At 50.7% G+C, this 19,850-nt stretch carries 5 protein-coding genes; all 5 read right to left on the bottom strand.

Going from position 1 to position 19,850, the window contains the following annotated elements; genetic code table 11:
* Nucleotides 1-49: 49 nt before the first annotated feature.
* From asnB to OCV29_RS20835, 5 genes are read right to left on the bottom strand one after another with little or no spacing between them, the layout of a single operon-like run.
* Complete coding sequence (gene asnB / locus OCV29_RS20855; protein WP_073604130.1) at nt 50-1,996, bottom strand: asparagine synthase (glutamine-hydrolyzing); 1,947 nt, start codon at nt 1,994-1,996, stop codon at nt 50-52.
* Nucleotides 1,997-16,687 (bottom strand): non-ribosomal peptide synthetase/type I polyketide synthase, encoded by a 14,691-nt coding sequence (locus OCV29_RS20850; RefSeq protein WP_261887400.1) that lies wholly within the window; start codon nt 16,685-16,687, stop codon nt 1,997-1,999.
* Nucleotides 16,684-17,940: a prohibitin family protein gene (locus OCV29_RS20845; protein WP_073604641.1), complete on the bottom strand. Its 1,257-nt coding sequence runs from the start codon at nt 17,938-17,940 to the stop codon at nt 16,684-16,686. Before OCV29_RS20845 ends, OCV29_RS20850 begins: the two co-directional genes overlap by 4 nt.
* Nucleotides 17,937-19,580, bottom strand: coding sequence for a cyclic peptide export ABC transporter (locus OCV29_RS20840; protein WP_261887399.1), 1,644 nt, complete (start codon nt 19,578-19,580; stop codon nt 17,937-17,939). The genes OCV29_RS20845 and OCV29_RS20840 overlap by 4 nt, the downstream gene beginning before the upstream one ends.
* A complete protein-coding gene (locus OCV29_RS20835; RefSeq protein WP_073604639.1) occupies nt 19,577-19,771 on the bottom strand; it encodes a hypothetical protein in 195 nt (64 codons plus the stop codon). Before OCV29_RS20835 ends, OCV29_RS20840 begins: the two co-directional genes overlap by 4 nt.
* Nucleotides 19,772-19,850: the final 79 nt, after the last annotated feature.

The following is a 19,850-nucleotide window of genomic DNA, read 5'->3' as shown; positions in this document are numbered from 1 at the left end:
TCTGGTTGCCCGTGTTCTGATCTGATCCCGGTCAGATCATTTTTCCCTGTCAGGCGCAGTAATCCGGCAGTCCGAATTCATCGAGCCAGATACCGAAAGTCAGCACAATCATCAGTAAATCATCTTCAAATGTCTGATTTAAATGATGATCGGGCTGTAAGTAGCTTTGGCGCAGGTATTCCACTGTGTCCGGGTCAAAGTATCCCTGACGCCGGATACGATCCGGCGCCAGAATATCGCCGGTCAACTCCGGATAATCCCGCAGCAGGTACGCACTGGAAGGCGCGACAAAGCTGAATTTTTGCCGCTGGATAATGGCCTCGGGCAAATAGCGCCGGGCCAGCTGTTTGAGTAAATATTTTTCTTCGCCCTGATGTGTCAGCCATTGAGGCGGAATCCGGGTAACTTCATCAATCAGATCTTCATCCAGAAACGGATACCGGCCTTCAACCGAGTGAGCAAACGCGACCCGGTCGCCATGGTCAGCCAGCAGGTGATCAGCAATTCTGAGTTTAAAATCAAGGTAAGAGCGCTGATGTACCGGATGACGGTCTTTGAGTTTACGGGTATCGACCAAAGGATACTGCAGGCAGTCAAACTGCGAATGCTGCTGTTGAACGGCTTCGCTGTAGAGGCAAACTTTCTGCTCCCGGTGCGCATAGTAGTTTTTCTCATAAAACAGATTTGAATCACCCCAGAGCTTCTGCCTGAGTTCATTTTCCAGCATCTCTTCCAGCGTATCTGCCTGTCCCTGATGGCGTCCCTGTTGATGAGCTTCCTGCAAACTCGGGTCTTGTAAACGCAGATCTTGTAAACGATAGCCAACATAGCCGGCAAATAATTCATCAGCACCTTCACCGCTGACAACCGCTTTAATCCCTTCCGCTCTGACCAGACCAGAAAGAACCAGCGAGCAGGCATTGTAAGATTCTCGTAGCGGGGCTTCTGCCCGGTTAACGATCTGATGCAAATGTCCGGCAAGATGTTCCGGCCTGAATTCAAACGAATGATGCCGGGTTCCCAGATGATTCACCATCATCTGCTGATAACGGCTTTCATCAAGCGCATCTGAAGGAAATGTGATAGAAAAACTATCACGTACCCTGTGAGGCGATACCTCTTTGACAATTGCAGCAATCAGAGAACTGTCCAGCCCGCCAGAGAGATATAATCCAACCGGTACATCACCTTGCAGCCGGCGCTCTACCGCTTCACACAATCGGGTATCCAGCTGATTGATACATTTTTCTGTCGCAGTTTCAGTGAAAGGCTGATCGTGAAACGATGCCGGATAATTCAGATCCCGGAAACACTTCTCTTCACAGCCTTGTGGATGAAAGATCAGACAGTGACCCGGCCGGAGGCTGAAAATGTTATCGAAAAAAGTCTGTGGACTGACGCTGCCAGGAAACGTCAGCAATTGATCCACCGCCGTCATGTTGACCTGCTTTTTCACACCCGGTACACACAATAACGCTCTGATTTCTGAACCAAACAGAATTTGTCCGTTCTGACGGGTCCAGAACAGCGGCGCAATTCCTGCACCATCTCTGGCCAGCAATAGTTTGTGTGCCTGACGGTCATAAAGTGCGATAGCAAACTGCCCTTTGAGCTGGCTGACAAAGTCATCTCCATACAGTTCGTAAAGGTGAGGAATCACCGCGACATCACAACGGTTTTGAAGTGTAATCCCTTTGCTTGTCAGCTGTTCTCTCAATGCTTCATGGTTATAAATTTCCCCATTAACGACCGCAATGACACTATCATCATGATTAACGACGGGCTGCTGTCCATGCCGGATATCGACAATCGATAAACGGCGAAATGCCAGCCCGATGCCGTCACCACAATAAAACCCATCCTCATCCGGACCACGATGCCTGATCGTTTCCGCCATGGTGTGTAACAGTGACAGATGAATGTGACTGTCCGGGCTTATTTTTTGTTCCGGCGACTGAATAGCAGCCGGCGAATAGATTCCTGCGATGCCGCACATTTACCAATCCTCTTCTTCAATCTGATTATGAATCAGTGACATCTCATCCTGTGACGTTGTCACCGTTTTGATGTGTTGAACCACATCGTTAGCCGGACAGGATGCCAGAACCTCTTCAACCGTCTGCGTCTGAATTCCCTGCTGCTGCGTAATGCTGTGCGCGATCGTCACGATATCTGCCATCATCGACCGGGTGGTTACCGGCTCAAACAGTGCAGTTGCGTATTCCAGTTGCAACTCAATATCATCGTCATTACTAAACATGATATTCAGATCAAATTTGGCACTGACCGTTTCTTCCTGATGCATCGTCAGCCATGTATTGCCGAAATCCAGTTGCAACTGCGGATTGTTCTGCAAAATAATCTGCACATCAAACAGGGCGTGTCTGCCGGGTTGTTTCTGATAACCGACCGCCTCGGCAAGCTGGTCAAATGCAAGCTGCTGATTGGCAAACGCTTCTGTGATCAGGCTGCGGTTTTGTTCAAGCAACCGGGAAAATAGCTGATTTTCGTGACACCGTAACCTTAATGGTAATACATTCAGGAAGCATCCAATCAAAGGTTCCAGTGCCACATCATCCCTGCCGATCACCGGTGTACCAAGCACCATGTCGTTTTGCCGGGTGTAGCGGTAAAGCATCAGCTGTGTGATCGTACTGAGCAGCATAAACAAGGTGCATTGTTGCTGCTGTGCTAACTGGCGCAGCGCCTGAGACAAGGGCTCTCCCAGATGACAGAGGTGCATCGCGCCCTGATGATCAACCTGTGACTGGCGTGGCCGGTCTGTCGGTAAATTCAGCTGTGGAATCCCATCTGCGAATACCTGCTGCCAGTAATTGATCTGTTGATCCAATACACCGGTGCGGTGGATGTGTTGTTGCCATGCCGCGAAGTCACGAAACTGAATGGTCAGCGGTGCCGGCAATTTCACCTGCGGGTCAAAGTGATGCTGATAAAAAGCAGACAGCTCATTCATCAGTACCACAACAGAAGCGCCATCACTGATGATATGGTGCATATTGATTAACAGATGACCCGCCTCCTGGCTGCCTGTTTCAGGTGCGATCAGAAAAGCGCGGATTAAACAGTCATTCGCCAGGTCAAACTGATAGTTCAGCTCGGACTGTTTCAGCGTGCTGAGATCGGTGTCAGCGCCGGTGACTTTAGTCAGAATATGTGCCTCCTGCTGCGAAGGGACAACATGCAGCGCCCCGCCCTGCATCCGGTAGCGGCAACGCAGCACTTCATGCCGGGCAATGACCTGCCGGAATGCTTCACTGAATGCTGCATACAATACATCAAATCCGGGTGTCTGCGGTGTCCGCTTCAGGCTAAACACACCGACGGAGTTATAAGATGTGTCCTGTGGATTTTGTTGCTGCGTCAGCCATAACCGTTGCTGAGAAAAAGATGGCACGGATGCTTCTTGTGAACCTTGAGGCAGTAGTTTGGGTAAAGCGCCTTCCTGTGCGGGTTTATCGTTTATCAGCTGATCAATAAACGACGCCTGAATCAGAAAATGGGGATGACTGAAGAAATCTTTCAACGTCAGAGACGGGCATAAACGTTCCCGGATGCGAAGCAATGCGCTGTTGGCTTTCAGGCTGTGCCCGCCGATTTCAAAGAAATTATCATCATGACTGACCTGTGAAACCCCAAGGACTTCACACCAGATATGGCGTAGTTCACGATCGGTGCCGGAATCAATTTCATCCGCCTGTAATTGTGCCACAGCCATTGATTTCAGCGGCTTGTCACGGCATTTCATCAACGCTTTTTTATCCACTTTACCATTATGGTTGAGCGGAATATCGCTGGTAAACCAGAAACCGGAAGGGATCATATATGCCGGTAGCCGGTCACCCAGCCATGAGAGGAGTTGCTCGTGGCTGAAATCCGGCTGTCCCGGCTCAGGAACCAGCCAGGCCACAATGGCTGCATCATCACCGGATACGCCTTGTGCGACTTCATCTGTGACCAGCACCACGGCAGCATTGCGGATACCGGGATAATGAAGTAAAACCTGTTCAATTTCTCCGGTTTCAATCCGGAACCCCCGCAATTGAACCTGCTCGTCCTTCCGGCCGAGATAAATCAGTTCGCCGTCCGGTGTCTGACGGGCTAAATCGCCACTACGGAATGCTTTGCCCTTGATCCCCGGTAATTCAATGAATGCTTTGTCATTCAGTTCCGGGCGATTCAGATATCCTCTTGTGACGCCGTAACCGGTTATCACCATTTCACCAGGAACCCCCGGAGCGCTCGGGACAAGCTGATCATCAACCAGTAAAACACCATAGTTTGGCAACGGACGGCCAATGTTGCTTTGTCCGGATTCGCATGCGATATCATCAATATCTTTATATGTGACGTGTACGGTTGTCTCGGTAATGCCATACATGTTGATTAACCGCACCTGTGGATAATGCTGCCGGAATGCCTTGAGGCGAGCCGGTTGCAATGCCTCTCCGCCAAAAACAACTGTCTGCAAAGGCAGCACCGGCCAGTCCTGTGCTTCCAGCTGTTCCAGCAAAGCATAAAAAGCTCCCGGCGTCTGACTGAGTACCGAAATCTGATTCTCCACAATACAGTGTAAAAACTGCCGGCTGTCGGGAATTGCTTCCGGTGGAACAACATAAACGGTTCCGCCAGTCATCCAGGCCCCAAATGTTTCCCACACCGAGAAGTCAAACGCATAAGCATGATAAAGCGACCAGCGGGCTCCCGCTTCAAACTCAAACCAGTTTTTTTGTGGCGCTCTCTCCTTAAGCAGTTCAACCTGCGGAAGCACAAGCTGCACGACATGGCGGTGTTCCACCTGCACGCCTTTCGGCTGCCCGGTTGAACCCGAGGTGTAAATCAGGTAAGCCAGCTGGTCTGGCTCAACGACCGGCAGTTGTACCGGGTCAGATGTCGTCAGCGCCTGTTCGTGAATGACCAGTCCGTTAATGACCAGTTGCTGTCCGGATAATCCGGTAATGAAAGCTTCAGCTGTTGGCGGACAAACCGCAGCGTAGTCCGGATCTGCGGTAATCAGCAGGCATGCTGACGCATCCTCTGCAATGGCTCTGAGCCGGGCGGACGGATGCTTTTTATCCAGTGCCAGATAGGCGCCGCCAGCCTTGAGAATAGCCAGAATAACCAGCGACTGCAGCAGTCCGCGCTCCATATAAACAGCAACCACACTCTCCCGCTGCACTCCCTGCTGAACCAGAACTGCCGCCAGATTGCGGGCCAGCTCATTGAGCTGAGCATAACTGAGCTGGCTGTAACCATCATCCAGCGCCGGGTTATCCGGATATTGTGCAGTCATCGCATCAATCACGGACACAATGGTTTGCGTCTGGTCAAACCCGGAGAATTGGCAACTTTGTTCTGTCAGCTGTCTGGCGGTCTCATCTGTCAGCAGGCGAAGGTCGCAACATAAAGCTGATGTATCGGTTAACGCCGATTCCAGTAACTGGATATAAGCGGTCATCATTTGCTGAATTTTACTGCCATGATAAATGGTGTTGTTAAAACACACCGCCATCTGGCTGATATCTTCAGGGTTATCTGCCGCTGTCAGGCAAAAGACCAGATCATATTTTCCCCAGCCCTGCGCATTGACCAGCAACCGATCCGTGAAGGCCAGATCAAGGTCATGCTGCGGCTGTTCAAAAACAAATAACACATCAAATAACGCTGTCCGGCTCATATCATTATCCGGATTGACCGCCAGCACGACATCATCAAATGGCACATCGCCGTGGCGACGGGCGTCGGCGATGGTGGCTTCCATGATTTTACTCCAGCCGGCAAAACGCCGCTGCGGGTCATGCTGACTGCGGATAACAACCAGATTATCGTCTGCCCGCAGATATTGACCGTCCGGCATTGGGTTGTCAGCCGTCAGCACCATCCCGGTGACGATATCCTGCTGACGCGAATACCGGTGCAGGAGCTCATGCAGCAGTGTCAGCGCAACCGCTGTCTGGCTGCAGTCAAGCCTTTCTGCCAGTTCTCCCAGCCCGGTGAAGGCCGAAGTTTGCTGTTCGCCCTGATACACATGAATGGTTTTCCGCGGCATATCTTCAGGCAGTTGTAACGGAGTCAACTGCGCTAACTGCTGTTGCCAGTAGTTGAGCTGACGGTCTTTCTCCTGTGCGCTCAGTGACGGTGGCGTCAGACAAAGGCCGGTCAGCGCACCGGATGCCTCAGAGACTGAACCGGCAGCCGGAAGCGGTTCTGTTTCGTAACAGGTCATCACCGCAGCAACAAAGCGACACAGGGCCGATTTATCAGCGATCATATGATGGGCGGTGATCTGCAAAACAGCCCGGCCATCCGTGCAACAGACAAGTAAAGCCCGGAGCAACAGATCAGAAGATAAATCAAAGGGTTGAAAGTTAAACGCACTGAGTTGCTCTGTCAGCTGCTCCGGTCCGCATTCGGCGACCGACAGTGTGGGTGTTTGTCTTTGGGCGGGAACCCAGCAGTGACTGTGTTCTGAATCCTGATCGGGTTCACTGAGGCAAAAGCCCAGAATGATCTGCCGGGCTGCAACCTGCTGAATCGCCAGCTGCAACTTCTCTTTATCGATCGTATCCGCATCGAGAACCACCTGACATGGCATGTTGTAATACACTGGCGCTGCATCATAAAGATAGCCATTCTCAAATGCATCGACGAACCATAACCGTTTCTGCTGGGCGGTCAGCGGATAACGCTGACTGACGGGCAGTTGTGCATCCGGTGCTGAGACAATCTGTTCAAGAATCTCATTCAGTGCGGACAATAGCTCGCTCACCCGCTGGCGGCTGTATAAGTCACTGTTATATAAAGCATGCATTCGTATCCCCTGACGGGAATAACTGACATACAAAGTAAAATCAAACTGATTTTGCCGGACCGGAATTTCCCGGAAACCCAACGCATGACTTTGGGCAATCTGGTTCAGTTTTTCCCGGTCATCCATCACCAAAACAATATCCAGCAGAGGCTGGCGATCAGGTTTCCGGCTGATATTCAGCTTGTCGATAAAGGTATCCAGAGTCAGATGACCATATTGCATCATCTGTGTCATTTTTGCGGCACAATCCCGGATAAAGTCATCGTTGGTCATACCCGGTATCAGCTCAAAACGAACCGGCAGCGTGTTGGCAAAAAATCCCAGCACATGTTCAAGACCTGCATATGCCCGCTGGGCAATGACAGTCCCGATGATCATCTGCCGGGCTCCCTGCTGCTGATGGACAAGCAGTGCCAGTGCCGCAGAAGTGATGGCGTGTAAGCTATAATCCCGCTGTCCGGATAACTGATACAACTGCTGCGTTAATGGCTGATCGATCCGGATAAAGAAGCTTTCTCCGGCCAGACTCCGCGGTGTCTGGCGGGGTTTATCCGGATTCAGATCAACCGGCTCAGGCAGAGGCTGCAAACTGTGCAGATAAGCCTCTGTATCACGGTCATAACGGGCAGAGTCCTGATAATCATTCATAGCAACCGCGTAGTCATGGTAAGTGAGCATGGCGGATTTTGCCGGCAGCTGATAACCAAACTGTAGCTGTTGTAATGTCCCTGCCAGCTCATGACAGAACAGTTCAACCGACCAAAGATCACAGATAACATGATGCATGGTCACTATCAGGGTGCTTTTCTCCGCTATCTGTTGCAAACGTATCCGCCATCCGGGCTGGCTTTCCGGCATAAACGGCGTTTCGACCTCCTGTTGTGCATCAGCCATGGCTTCTTCTGCCGTAGCAAATGAAGCGCTGCTCATCAACTGCCGGGGATCGATATCAATCACAACCGCCGTTTCAGGCTGCGGGAACCAACAGCGCAAAACGGGGTTGGCCGTGATAACGGGCTGAAGTGCCTGAGCTAACAATGCCGTATCAATCCGGGTTGGTAAAGACACAGAAAAACCGACGTTGTACGCGTAAAACTGGGGTTCTAAAATCTGTAAAAACAACAAGCGCTGCTGATTATTCGAGCAGGTGATCAGCTCCGGTTCTCCCTCATGCAATGGTTGCTGATGCAGCGGGATAATTTCCGGCCCGGCAGTCTGCTCATCTGCCATGGCTGCATGCTGAATCAGTTGTTCAATACCGGGAGCCTGAAGCAGATCGCTGAGACTCACAGAAAAGTTCAGCTGAGTTTGCAGTTTATGAATGACATTCAGCGCTGCCAGACTATTCCCGCCCAGCTGAATAAAAGAAGCATTCACCGGCGGGAGTTCTTTGAGTCCGAGTGTCTGAGCCCAGATCCGGGCAACAGCTTCTTCCTCTGCTGATGTCACCGGCTTCTGCACATGGATGGCGACATAACCGGACGCATCCGGCAGCCAGATGAAAGCCGGTTGCCATGATAAAGCGATTGACTGACTGATTTTCTCTGCCAGAACCGGCAGCGCAATCGATGCCAGTGGATGGAGCGGACTCTCAACCTTCAGGGCTATCTGTCCTTGCCAGAGCTCAATTCTGACGCCTTCAGCGGGCATCTCAAGCAAGTCAAGCAGGGCGTGGGCATAAACGGGTTGACCGTGCCAGTTCAGCGGAGACTCATCGGGAGCCAGTTTTTGAATCCGGCTGTCTGCGGTCAGCCGTGCAAGCCAGTTTTTATCCTGATGCGCGTCGTGATGCCAGCCACAGGCACCGGCAAACAGCGGAATTCCCTGCTCATCGGTCAGTACACCCTGATAGGGATCGATGGCTTCCATCAATTGTTCAATGGTTTGCTGTGTATCACTGCACAGTTGCCGGACGATAGTCATATAGTGGGATAACCAGCATTGACCGGTTTCTGGTGTCGCGACCGAAGTATCGACATCAAAATCAATACAGAACTGATCATTGAATTCAAGAATATTGAGAAACAGCGGCTGTTTGACACAGCTGACAGGCACATGTCCCCAGCGTGGCCGGGAGTCGAGCGTGAGTGAAATACCCCGGTCGACATTAAACAGACAGGACACCGGAATTTGTGCGGTCGCCTGATGCTGCTGCGCTTCACGAATCCGGCCGGTCAGTTGTACGATCCAGTCGCCGATTGTCTGCTGTGGTGCAATGTCAATTGGTACACCTCTGACTTCAGAGGCATAACCAACCAGATGTCCGGCTCCCATGCTGTTATGTCCGGCAACCGGTATACCAATCACAAACCGGGACCGGGCACTCAGCCGGTTAAGTAATATCGCCCAGGCTGCCATCAACAGACTGAATGAACTGACCTGAAGCTGTTGCGCACAGACTTTGACCTGTGCAAAAGTTTCCGGCATCAGCCGGGTTTGAATCCGGGTGCCCTGACCGGTTGCCGGCGCGTAAAGCTGACTGTCTCCGGCGATATAAACGGGTAGCAGATACTCAGACTTCAGCGGATGCGTTGTGACTGATGTCTGACGGTCTCTCACACCGTCCTGTGCCAGCAACTGCAACAAGGGAATCACCGGTTCCGTTAAAGGGGGCTGCCCCGCTTTGAGTGACTGATATATGGTGGCCAGTTCGTCCGCCACAATGCCCATCGACCAGCCATCGACAATCAAATGACTGAAACTCAGCAGCAAATCACACGCTTGTGGTGTGCAGACCAGATGGATCCGCCAGAATGGACCGTACAGGGTATCAAAAGGCTGCTCCAGTAACTGACGCCGGAGCTCTGTGCGTTGTGCTTCAGTTGCCTGCTTCACGGTGATGACCGGATCCATTGTGGCCGAAACATACTGACCTGTAGCTGTGATCCGGCTGACCCTCAGCGAATCATGACGTTCCACAACTAACCCCCAGGCTTGTTGCAGGCGTGCATGATCCGGTGAATGATCAAATTCAAGCACCATCATTTCAGTGTAAGCCGTCGCATTATCCGGCTGAGATTCCAGTAAGAAATGCATGGCCTGCTGGCCATGACTTAACGGCAACATCAGAGACTGATTTTCACAGCTCAGCCCTTCGGTCCAGCCCCCATTGACCAGTTCCCAGGCACTGCGCTTGACTATCTCAATGATTTGACGGATATCGTCATCGGTATGTGCGCACCCCAGAAAACAATTGCGCCCTTCCCAGACATATAAACCATTTTTCAGCAGATGGAAATTCAGCAGCTCGGTCTCTGGTGAATATTCAAACCGGAACAGCGAGCCAAACCAGACCAGATGTACCGGAATATGATTGTCCTCAAACCATGTATTCAATGTCTGACACATGGCTTCGGTTTTCTGATTCAGCGTTGCCAGCAAACTTTCACCTTCGGCAAGCAGCTTATCCAGTACTGCATTCGCTGCCGTCATTGCCAGCGGATGACTGTTAAAAGTCCCGGCAACAAAAGCGGTTCTGCTCTGTGGTACCGACTCATCCCCATAGCGCCAGTCACCCCCGTCGACTGCATCCATATATTTGCAGGATCCAGCCAGTACACCAACAGGCTGACCGCCGCCAAGTACCTTACCGTAAGTCACCAGATCCGGCGTAATACCGAGCCAGCTCCGGCTGCCATCCAGTGCGTAACGGAAGCCGAGAATGATGTCATCACAAATCAGGGCAATCTCTTTCTCCTCAGTCAGTGCCCTTAATTCACGGACAAACTCAACCGGCTGGAGTGCCGGGTTCCGGCTTTGAACCGGTTCAATGATCACTGCTGCAATTTCACCGGCATGTTCACGAATGACATCCAGCGAGCGAGCTTCGCCATAAGTCAGGACGATGGTGTCATCCACCATGCCCTGCGGCGAACCATCAGTCAGTGGCACGGTTTGCGGCTGTCCGTTTTCAAGCCAGCCGGACGCAAGCACGCCGTCGAAACTACCGTGAAAAGCGCCATGGAAAATCACAATCTTCTTACGCCGGGTGACACTGCGGGCAATCCGCACACCAACCATAATTGCTTCTGTACCGCTGGTAAAAAAGCTGGCCCGTTCATTGCCGGTCAAACGGCACAGTTTTTCAGCCGCAGTCGCCGCCTGAGGGTTTTGCGGGCCGACCGGTGCACCTGATGCGAGCGCCTCTGACAATGCCTTTTTGATGAAATCCGGATTGTGGCCAAATAAAACCGAACCAAAACCCATGGTGATGTCGATGTAGCGATTGCCATCCAAATCCCACAGATAAATGCCTTCAGCTTTATCCACATGAACCGGATAGGTCATCTCTTTGGTTTCGGGTTTAAAGCCGAGAATACTCCGGCTGTTGGCGTAATGCGCACGATGTGTTGCGGTGTATGCTTTAGAAGTTTCTGTGCGTTGATTCAGCTGCTGCTGCAACCAAATCAGATGTGCACGCTGACGGTTTGAAAGTGACTCATTTTTCTCTGTCTTCAGAGACTGATATAAACCTTTAATTTCAGTGCGGGGCCGGTTGACTTTTGGAGAGGCTTCCGGTGCAGATATTGCCAGCGTTTCAGCCCGGCTTTCCGCTTGCGGCTGTTCGGAAAATGCACTCAGCTGGGATGCAAATAGCTGATTCATGGCCAGCATTTGTTGTTGACACAGAGATTCAAGTGAGCCGGGCGCTGCGGGCAATGAAGGGTTAACCGCTTGCTGCACCGCAGTATGATTTGCAACCGCAAGCGCTTCTCCGGTTTCCTGTACTGACACTCCGGGCGCCATTTTTTCAGGCTCTTGATTTTCAGGGGACAGAACACCGATTTGTGCGGCCAGTTTGTGACAGGTATCCAGTTCCCCCATCAGGCTTGCCAGCTCAAATTCAATTCCGAAATGTTTGATCACCGCCTGCTGAATCTGAACAATGACCAGCGAATCCAGCCCGAGAGCAAACCAGTTGGCGTCTGCATCCAGCTGTGCTGATTGCAGCCCGGTGACGGAAGCAATCAGCTGCTGTACTTCCGCCTGTCTGTCAACGACATTCCCTGAGCAAGCCGTTGAAGGGACAGACAACTCTGAAGGGACAGGCACCTCTGAAGGGACAGGCACCGCAGCCGGTTCCCCGATGATTGCGCTTGGTTGCGCTGCGACAGTCAGCGGCTGGCTGGTCACGCTATCAGCAGCATGCTCCCGGGATTCAGGTATTTCCGGCCGGTGCCGGTAAGACTGAAACGGATACAGCGGTAACGGACAGGCATGCAGGCGCTCTGCTTCGGGTAACACGCCACCGAAGAGTGGCGGCCACTGCACATCCATGCCAGCCTGATATAGTTCGCGAACCGCCTGCCGGAAGGAATCTGTCATCTGTTTTGCGGTTTGGCTGCATATCCAGTGACTGTCCGGGCAGCACTGTTTTCCCGGCAACATCAGGGTTGGCCTGGGTGAAATTTCCAGAATCAGCGAATTCTCTTGCTGCGGCAGGCTCATCATGGCTTCCTGAAACAGGACCGGATGTGTCAGATGATCGACCCAATATTCCGGACGCTGCCAGTCATCCGGATGCAGCTGTTCACCCGTCACAGTTGACATCACATGATATTTGGGCGGCTGAAACGCAATTTTGCTGACTGTATTGGCAAATTCAGCCAGTACCGGTTGTAGTAACGGGCTGTGGAACGCATGAGAAATATCCAGTTTTTTCACCCTTATACCGGCTTGCTGCAAGTCTTTCAGTGCCTGTTCCAACAGTTCATTTTCACCGGAAATCGTCACACTTTCCGGCGAGTTATGCGCTGCAATCACCAGTTGACTACCGTCACCGAGACGATCCAGCACTGACTGAACCCTTTCCGGTCCCGCCATGACTGCTGCCATCGCCCCGCCAGCCGGTAAAGCGGCAATGAGCGCTCCCCGGCTGGCAGCCAGCAGAATGGCATCTTTCACAGACAGACTGTCGCAAACGACGGCCGCTGCAATTTCGCCAACAGAATGGCCGACACAATACGCAGGTATCACCCCGAAAGATTGCCATAATTTCGCGAGTGCAATCTGGAATGCGACAACCGCGACCTGAGTCACTGCGGTATGATTGAGCGTTTCCTGCGGCATTTGCGCATCGGTCATGACTTCAACCAAATCATAAGGCCACACTGGTGCCAGCACCGCTGCCATTTCATCAATACAGGCTTTAAAACCAGGGAAACAATTGTAAAGTCCGGCTCCCATCGCCGGATACTGACAGCCCTGCCCGCTGAACACGAAGGTCAAAGTTGGCTTTTCCCGGTGGAACGTCAGTGTTTGTGGTGAAAATCCGGCTAACTGCTGGCTGAGGTCTTGCTTGTCCGTTGCGTAAAAGCAGGTCCGGTAAGGCAGATGAGCCCGGTGCACCGCATTGGCAACACAACAGACAGCCAGTGTTGGTTCATCTTCGCAGTCAATCAGCGTCCGCCACTGGTTCAGTAACTCAGACAGACTTTCCGGTGAGGCCGCGCTGAGCGGCAGGCAAAAACCTTCGGTTTGCCAGCTTATGTCCTGTACATCTGCCTCTGCATCTGTCTGTAAATCCGGCGCTGTTTCTGTCTTGTCATTCCGGTAACTTTTTAAGATCACATGACAGTTCGTCCCACTCAGACCAAACGCACTGACGCCGGCATAACAGGTTTCATCAGGCAGCGGTTGCACGTGGTCAGCAATGGTTGCAGGGACAGACGGCCAGTCAATATGCGGATTCAGCGCTTCACTATGTAGTGTGGCTGGAAGTTGCTGATGCGTCAGTGCTAAGGCGGATTTAATCACCCCGGCAATCCCCGCAGCCGCTTCCAGATGGCCTATATTGGTTTTTACCGATCCCAGATATAACGGAAAAGCGTCAGGATCCCGCCCGGCATAGACCTGACTGATGGCGTTCACTTCAATTGGATCGCCCAAAACAGTACCGGTGCCGTGAGTTTCAATAAACACCACATCCTGCGACTCACAACCGGCATCACTCAGCGCCTGCTGTAACACCGCCTGTTGTGCTTTACCGCTGGGGGCGGTCAGCCCGTTACTGGCACCGTCATGATTCACGGCACTGCCCTGAATCACCGCCCGGATCCGATGGCCCGCCGCGTCTGCTTCACGGCGCAGAAGGATGACTGCACACCCTTCTCCGCGGCCGTAACCATCTGCCTGCGCAGAAAAAGTTTTACTTTGCCCGGAGCCGGATAAGGCCTGCATACTGGTCAAAGCAGCGGAAGTACTGCCGTCCAGTATCAGATTTACGCCACCGACAACGGCCAGGTCGCAGGCTCCTGACCGCAGATCCCGTAAAGCGTAATGAATCGCAACCAGTGATGAGGAACAGGCGGTATCGATAGTGATCACCGGGCCGGTAAAATTAAAACAGTAAGCAATCCGTCCGGCAGCGATGCCGGGAGAGTTACCGGTCAGCCGGTAAGCATTGAGTGCCTGGGGATCACCGGAGCGTTGCAGGATATGATCATAGTCGAGTGTCGACAGCCCCAGATAAACGCCAGTGTTGCTGCCGGCCCACTGCTGCGGATCCATACCGGCATCTTCAAACGCATGCCAGCAACATTGCAGCAGCAACCGCTGTTGCGGATCCATCGCCAGTGCTTCTGCTGGTGAGATACGGAAAAACTGGTGGTCAAAACACCATGGGTCGTCAAGAAAGTGACCTTTGTTCAGGCCCGGATACTGCTCAAGGCGTTCAGCGCTCACCGGCTTGCGATCGTCCGGCAGGTCGCTGACGAAATCGGTTTCTGCCATTAACTGTTGCCAGAAGGTTTGCGGGTCACGGATGTGGCCGGGAAAATAACAGCCAATCCCAACCAGTGCCGCTCCGGTTTGATGAGGGTGATCCGTATGGGCAGACTCAGCGGACAATGACTGACTTTGTTCGCACAACATATCTGCCAGCCTTTCAATAGTTGGATAATCAAACATCACCCCGACCGGGTAAGCATGACCGGCAGCCTGACTGATCCGGGAAGCAATTTCAGTGAGGTGCACTGACTGCAACCCCTGCTCCATCAAGGGCTGGTGAATATCCAGAAATAGCGGTTCCTGCCCCGGCTGAGCTTCAGACTGTTGCGGCAGCAGCGGCTGAATCAGCGCTTTCAGCTGGCTGACAATTTCACGATGATCCCGGCTGAGAATCGCCCACTGCATGGGGTGCATGCCGGCAGAAGATTGCGCCTGGCTCAGCTGATGAATCACGGCATCAAACGTACCCTGCTCATACTGGCGGACCAGATCAAACCGCTTGAGTTTACCACTGGTGGTTTTCGGAATATGTTTTACCGGCAGGCAATGATCCGGTTTAATGCCCAGTTCCCGGATCAACAGTTCCTGAGTCTTTTTCATCAGTGGCACAAAGGCTTGTGGTTTGTGGCGGAACAACAGGAACACGATGAACACGGCTTTTCCGCCAGCGTCCTGTGCTGACACGGCCACAACCTTATTCAACCCGAGCTCCGGCAGTTCAGCGCAAATCGTTTCAATGTCCTGCGGGTAATAGTTTTTACCGTTAATAATGATGATGTCTTTGCTGCGTCCGGTAATAATCAGCCTGTCATCGCGGAGAAAACCCAAATCGCCGGTATCCAGCCAGCCATCAGTGGTAAACAGTGCTTCTGTGCGGTTTGGTGCGAAGTAATAACCCGGCGTGATGATATCTCCCTGAAGCTGAATTCTGCCGATATGCTGCGCGGCAACCGATTGATTGTTATCATCTGCAATCCGCCACCGGACATGATGACCGGGATAACCGACATCGACAAATTCACAACCATCCTCCTGATAGTGAACCTGATCGCCCGGTTTGAGAAAGTTCCGGTCACAACGGTAAGTCACCGGAGTTTCTCCCAGGTTTGCAGAAGAAACCAACAAGGTAGCCTCAGCCAGTCCGTAGCAAGGTGTAATGACTCCGGCAGAGAGACCATAAGGCGCAAATGTTTCTTCAAAGCGATGGCAGATCTCTGCGTTGATGGGTTCTGCACCATTAATGATGTAGCGGACATCTCCCAAATCCCACGTTTTTGCGGCATCAGGCCGGAACATTTTCATCACATGCTCAAACGCGTAGTTAGGCGCACCGGAAATCGTTGCCCTGCTGCGGTTCATCTGCTCCAGCCACAATACCGGATTACGGGCAAATATTTTGGTCGGAATCAGGGTAAAGCGTAGTCCGCAGATCAGCGGGAATAGCATAAAATAGATCACCCCGAAATCGTGACTCAGCGGCATCCAGCTCAGAAAAGCGTCCTGAAGGGTGATTTGATGAATATGAACGGCAAGGTCGCAGTTGGCGATCAACATCCTGTGGGTGACTTTCACGCCTTTCGGATCGCCGGTTGAGCCAGAGCTGTACTGGATAAAAGCCAGACTATCCGGATCAGGTATGATGATCTCACCGTCCGGTACTTCCCGCTGCGTCTGTGCTGTATCAATCAAGTCAGTCTCAATCAAGTCAGCGCTCAGGGTGCGTGAAAGTAAATGGCTGGCATGTTCATCATCGTATTGACCAAATACGGTATCAAGCGGCTGATCAGAAATAATCCAGGGGTGACGCAGTTGCTTCCACACGGCTAAAACTTTTTGCCGGGAAGATTCACTGGCAGGAAAGCTCAAAGGCACCGGGACGACCGAAAACAGCATGGCTGCCACAAAAGCACGGGTAAAAAAAGCGACATCGTCAGAGAGAATGACCAGCTCATCTCCGGGTTGAATGCCGTGGGCAACCATTTGCTGGCCTGATACACAAGCTTGTGAAATAAAATTCTTATAATCAGTGACCTCTGATTCATTCTTACGCCGGATGAATTCAATACTGATGTCCGAATCTTTGTGCGACAAAACTGCCGACACTACATCTGTATAACTGATTTGCATCATGGGTTACTTTTCTCCGCAACAGTCTTACTCTCCGGCGGATCAGAAGCCAGAGTCTGTTCTTTTTGCTTAGTCTTATTTTTGGGGTTGACTTCATCACACCCGTTGACACAGCGCGATGAGCCATTCACAGTCACGTGTTCTTCTTTTTTCAGCTCATCAGGCTTCACGGATAAAAATGTGTCGGATCGGGCTTGTTCCGTTGTAGTTTTCTCTGTGACACTACTTTTAGCCTCCCCGGCAGTGTTAAGAATGATCGGCAATCCGTCCTGACCGCCGCCAATGACAACGACTTTGCTGTTATCTGATTTCGCCAGCTCAAGCGTCGCTTCTATCCCGCGCCAGCGGAGATAAGTGTCTGAAATACCGCCGGTGACAATACTCTGAAATTTTGCAATCCCTTCGGCTTCTTTCTCTTTACGGACCGCTTCTTTTTCGGCCACGGTGATCCGCCAGTCATACTCATCTGCCAAATGTGTCTGTTCTATTTTTCTGACAATGGCTTCTCTGATACCCTTTGGTAAGTCAATGCTTTGAATCAGAAAATCCTGAATTTCAAAGTAATCTTTAGCACTGCAATGCGCGTTTCCGAAATGGCCGTCGCCATCATCTTCAGTTAATTCACAACTGAGTCCTTCATCACTTTCCAGCGTTTCCACTTCCCCTTTCAGCAGAGAGAAAATCTCTTTCTGTACTTCAAGCCGGTTGGATGAGTAAACTTCTTCTGCTGAATGGCGGGCTATCACCAGACGGGACCATGAACCAATTTCCGGTAACAGCATGCGTTCGATATAGTGAACACCGGCATTCACATGCAGGTATGGCAAGGTACTGCGGATGACCCGGAAACGGAGAATGACATAAACTTTTGTGGCCAGACCGTTTTTGGTCACCGCTTCAAATTCATGGGTAATGGTCTGATATTTGGTTGAATAAATATAAATCCGGTTCCACGGCATCACCAGTGCAGTCCCTTCACGCAGGGTTTCGCTTAAATCGGTTCCTCCCCCAAAACGTTTCCAGAGTACACCGGCATGACCGTAAGGCACCGGAATCAGGACTTTCGGCCCGACAGTGAGCAAGATAAAAATGAAAAACAACGCCGTCAGTGACAGCTGAATCCGGTTCTTTCTGATAAAACGGATGATCCAGAAACGCTCCGGATAATGTTTCGACAGAAAAAAATACATGCCGCCAAAGGTTATCAGGCCGAATAAAATTGATGGCAACAGCCAGACAGGAAGATTAATATTCAAAGCGGAGACTCCATATGACTGTGATGTTCAATGATCTGACCATCAACCATTTTTAACCGCCGGTCGGCACGGTCGAAGTACATATCGTCATGCGTCACTGCAATCACGGTCTGCTGGTTGGCTTTCAGCCGCGGAAGAATGTCTGAATAGAATTTCTCCCTGAATGATGGATCCTGATCTGCGGCCCATTCGTCAAAGATACAAATCGGCCGGTTCTCCAGAGCGCTGACCATCAGCGCCAGCCGTTTTCTCTGACCGGTGGATAATTTTATGGTGCTGAACTGTTTATCCCTGACTTTGACTTTGTGTGACATTCCAAGATATGCCAGCCATTCTGAATAAACCGCTTCGTCTTTATCAGTGATACCATATATTTCCTGAAATAAATGAAAGTCCGCAAATACGGAAGAAAATAAATTCCGGTAGGCCATACAATTATTTTTATCGATAATCCGGCCATCAACTTTTATCATGCCGCCACTGGCCTGATATAAAGCCGTCATCAAGCGCATAAATGTTGTTTTACCACTCCCATTACCACCGGTAATAAATATCGTTTCGCCACGGTTAATGACTAAATTGACGGGGCCGACAGTAAATGGTTTTTCATCATCACTATGAGAATGACTGAAATAAATCCCGGCCAATTCTATTTGCTTAAACCCATTTGAAAAATCATCAGACGGTTGATCAGAAATTAAAGTTTTTTTGCCATCCTGCAACATTTGTTCAAGCTCAAGTACATTCTGAATTGCAGCATTAGCATTGGAAAAAATAGGCACACCACCGACAATATTAGAAATGGGACCAATCAAAAATAAAGATGCGGTGGTCACTTTCATGACCACATCCGGATAAACACTTGACAAGATCGGGACAAGAAAAACCATGGCTCCGGTCGGAATGAAGAATGTCAGCTGTGAGATCACAAAATCAACGGCATATATTTTCTGGGTAGAAATCTTGGTTTCTGTCACTTCTCCGGATAAACCAAGAATCCGTTCTTCCAGCTCACCGGCCCGGTCTGAGTTTAGTTTCACTTCTTTGAAACCATTGAGTAAATCTGAAAGCCGGGTCACCAGAACATTTTCAATATCAAAGGCTTGCCTGAGTTTTTCCTTGACCTCTTTTGAGCGCAGAATATGCCAGCCACTGCCAATAGATAAGAAGATAAATGTCAGAAAAAATGCCATGGGTGATAGCCAGGCGACATATAAAATTGTAAAAAACAACAAGATGGCGGCCTGTCCGCAAATCACAAACAGTGCGGATGCCTGCGACATGGTTTGCAGCTCTTTACTGACAATGGTGTATATTTTTTCTTTTCCAATCTTCTCAATGGTACTTAATTCACTGTGAAGGATATCTTTCACCAGTTTAATCCGCAGACTGTTGATTGATTTTTCCACATGGCTTGTGGCTTCCATCATCAGTTGTTTCTGGGCAATCGCATAGATAGCACTGACCACAATAAACAGCGCCAGATAATAGAGGGTATCCTGCTTATTGGACACATGCTCTGCGGAAACATTAATCACAGCAAGAATTGCCGCATTGGCAAATCCTGATATTCCGGCAAAGGCTAAAAAACTTTTTCTGTTGATTTTTAATTCACGATCAATTAAACGAAAAACATTCATAAATCTTGATTCTTTTTATCTGGATCAATACGTGATTTTTTATTCGTAACAATCAGGAAGAACAGCGCAATCGGGGGCGAAAATATACAAGATAGTAAAAAATAACCGACCGCACCGGCAAACGTATTACGTCCCATATAACCGACTAATACACTGGCGAAAAAATATATAATTAAAATATAAATATTCATTAAAAACCTGCTGACGAATAAGGGTGAAACTTTATTATTTTCCGAAGAAATAAGGCTAAAGTTTCACCAGTTCTATTCC

It is taken from the genome of Vibrio aerogenes (assembly GCF_024346755.1).
GTDB lineage: Bacteria > Pseudomonadota > Gammaproteobacteria > Enterobacterales > Vibrionaceae > Vibrio > Vibrio aerogenes.
Note: the sequence above shows the minus strand (reverse complement) of the source record. Positions and strands in the feature narration are given on the sequence as shown.

Bases quoted from the DNA above. Each gene is read 5' to 3' on its own strand.
- OCV29_RS20840 (WP_261887399.1), bottom strand. From the start codon at position 19,580: ATGAATGTTTTTCGTTTAATTGATCGTGAATTAAAAATCAACAGAAAA.
- OCV29_RS20850 (WP_261887400.1), bottom strand. From the start codon at position 16,687: ATGATGCAAATCAGTTATACAGATGTAGTGTCGGCAGTTTTGTCGCAC.
- asnB (WP_073604130.1), bottom strand. From the start codon at position 1,996: ATGTGCGGCATCGCAGGAATCTATTCGCCGGCTGCTATTCAGTCGCCG.
- OCV29_RS20835 (WP_073604639.1), bottom strand. From the start codon at position 19,771: ATGAATATTTATATTTTAATTATATATTTTTTCGCCAGTGTATTAGTC.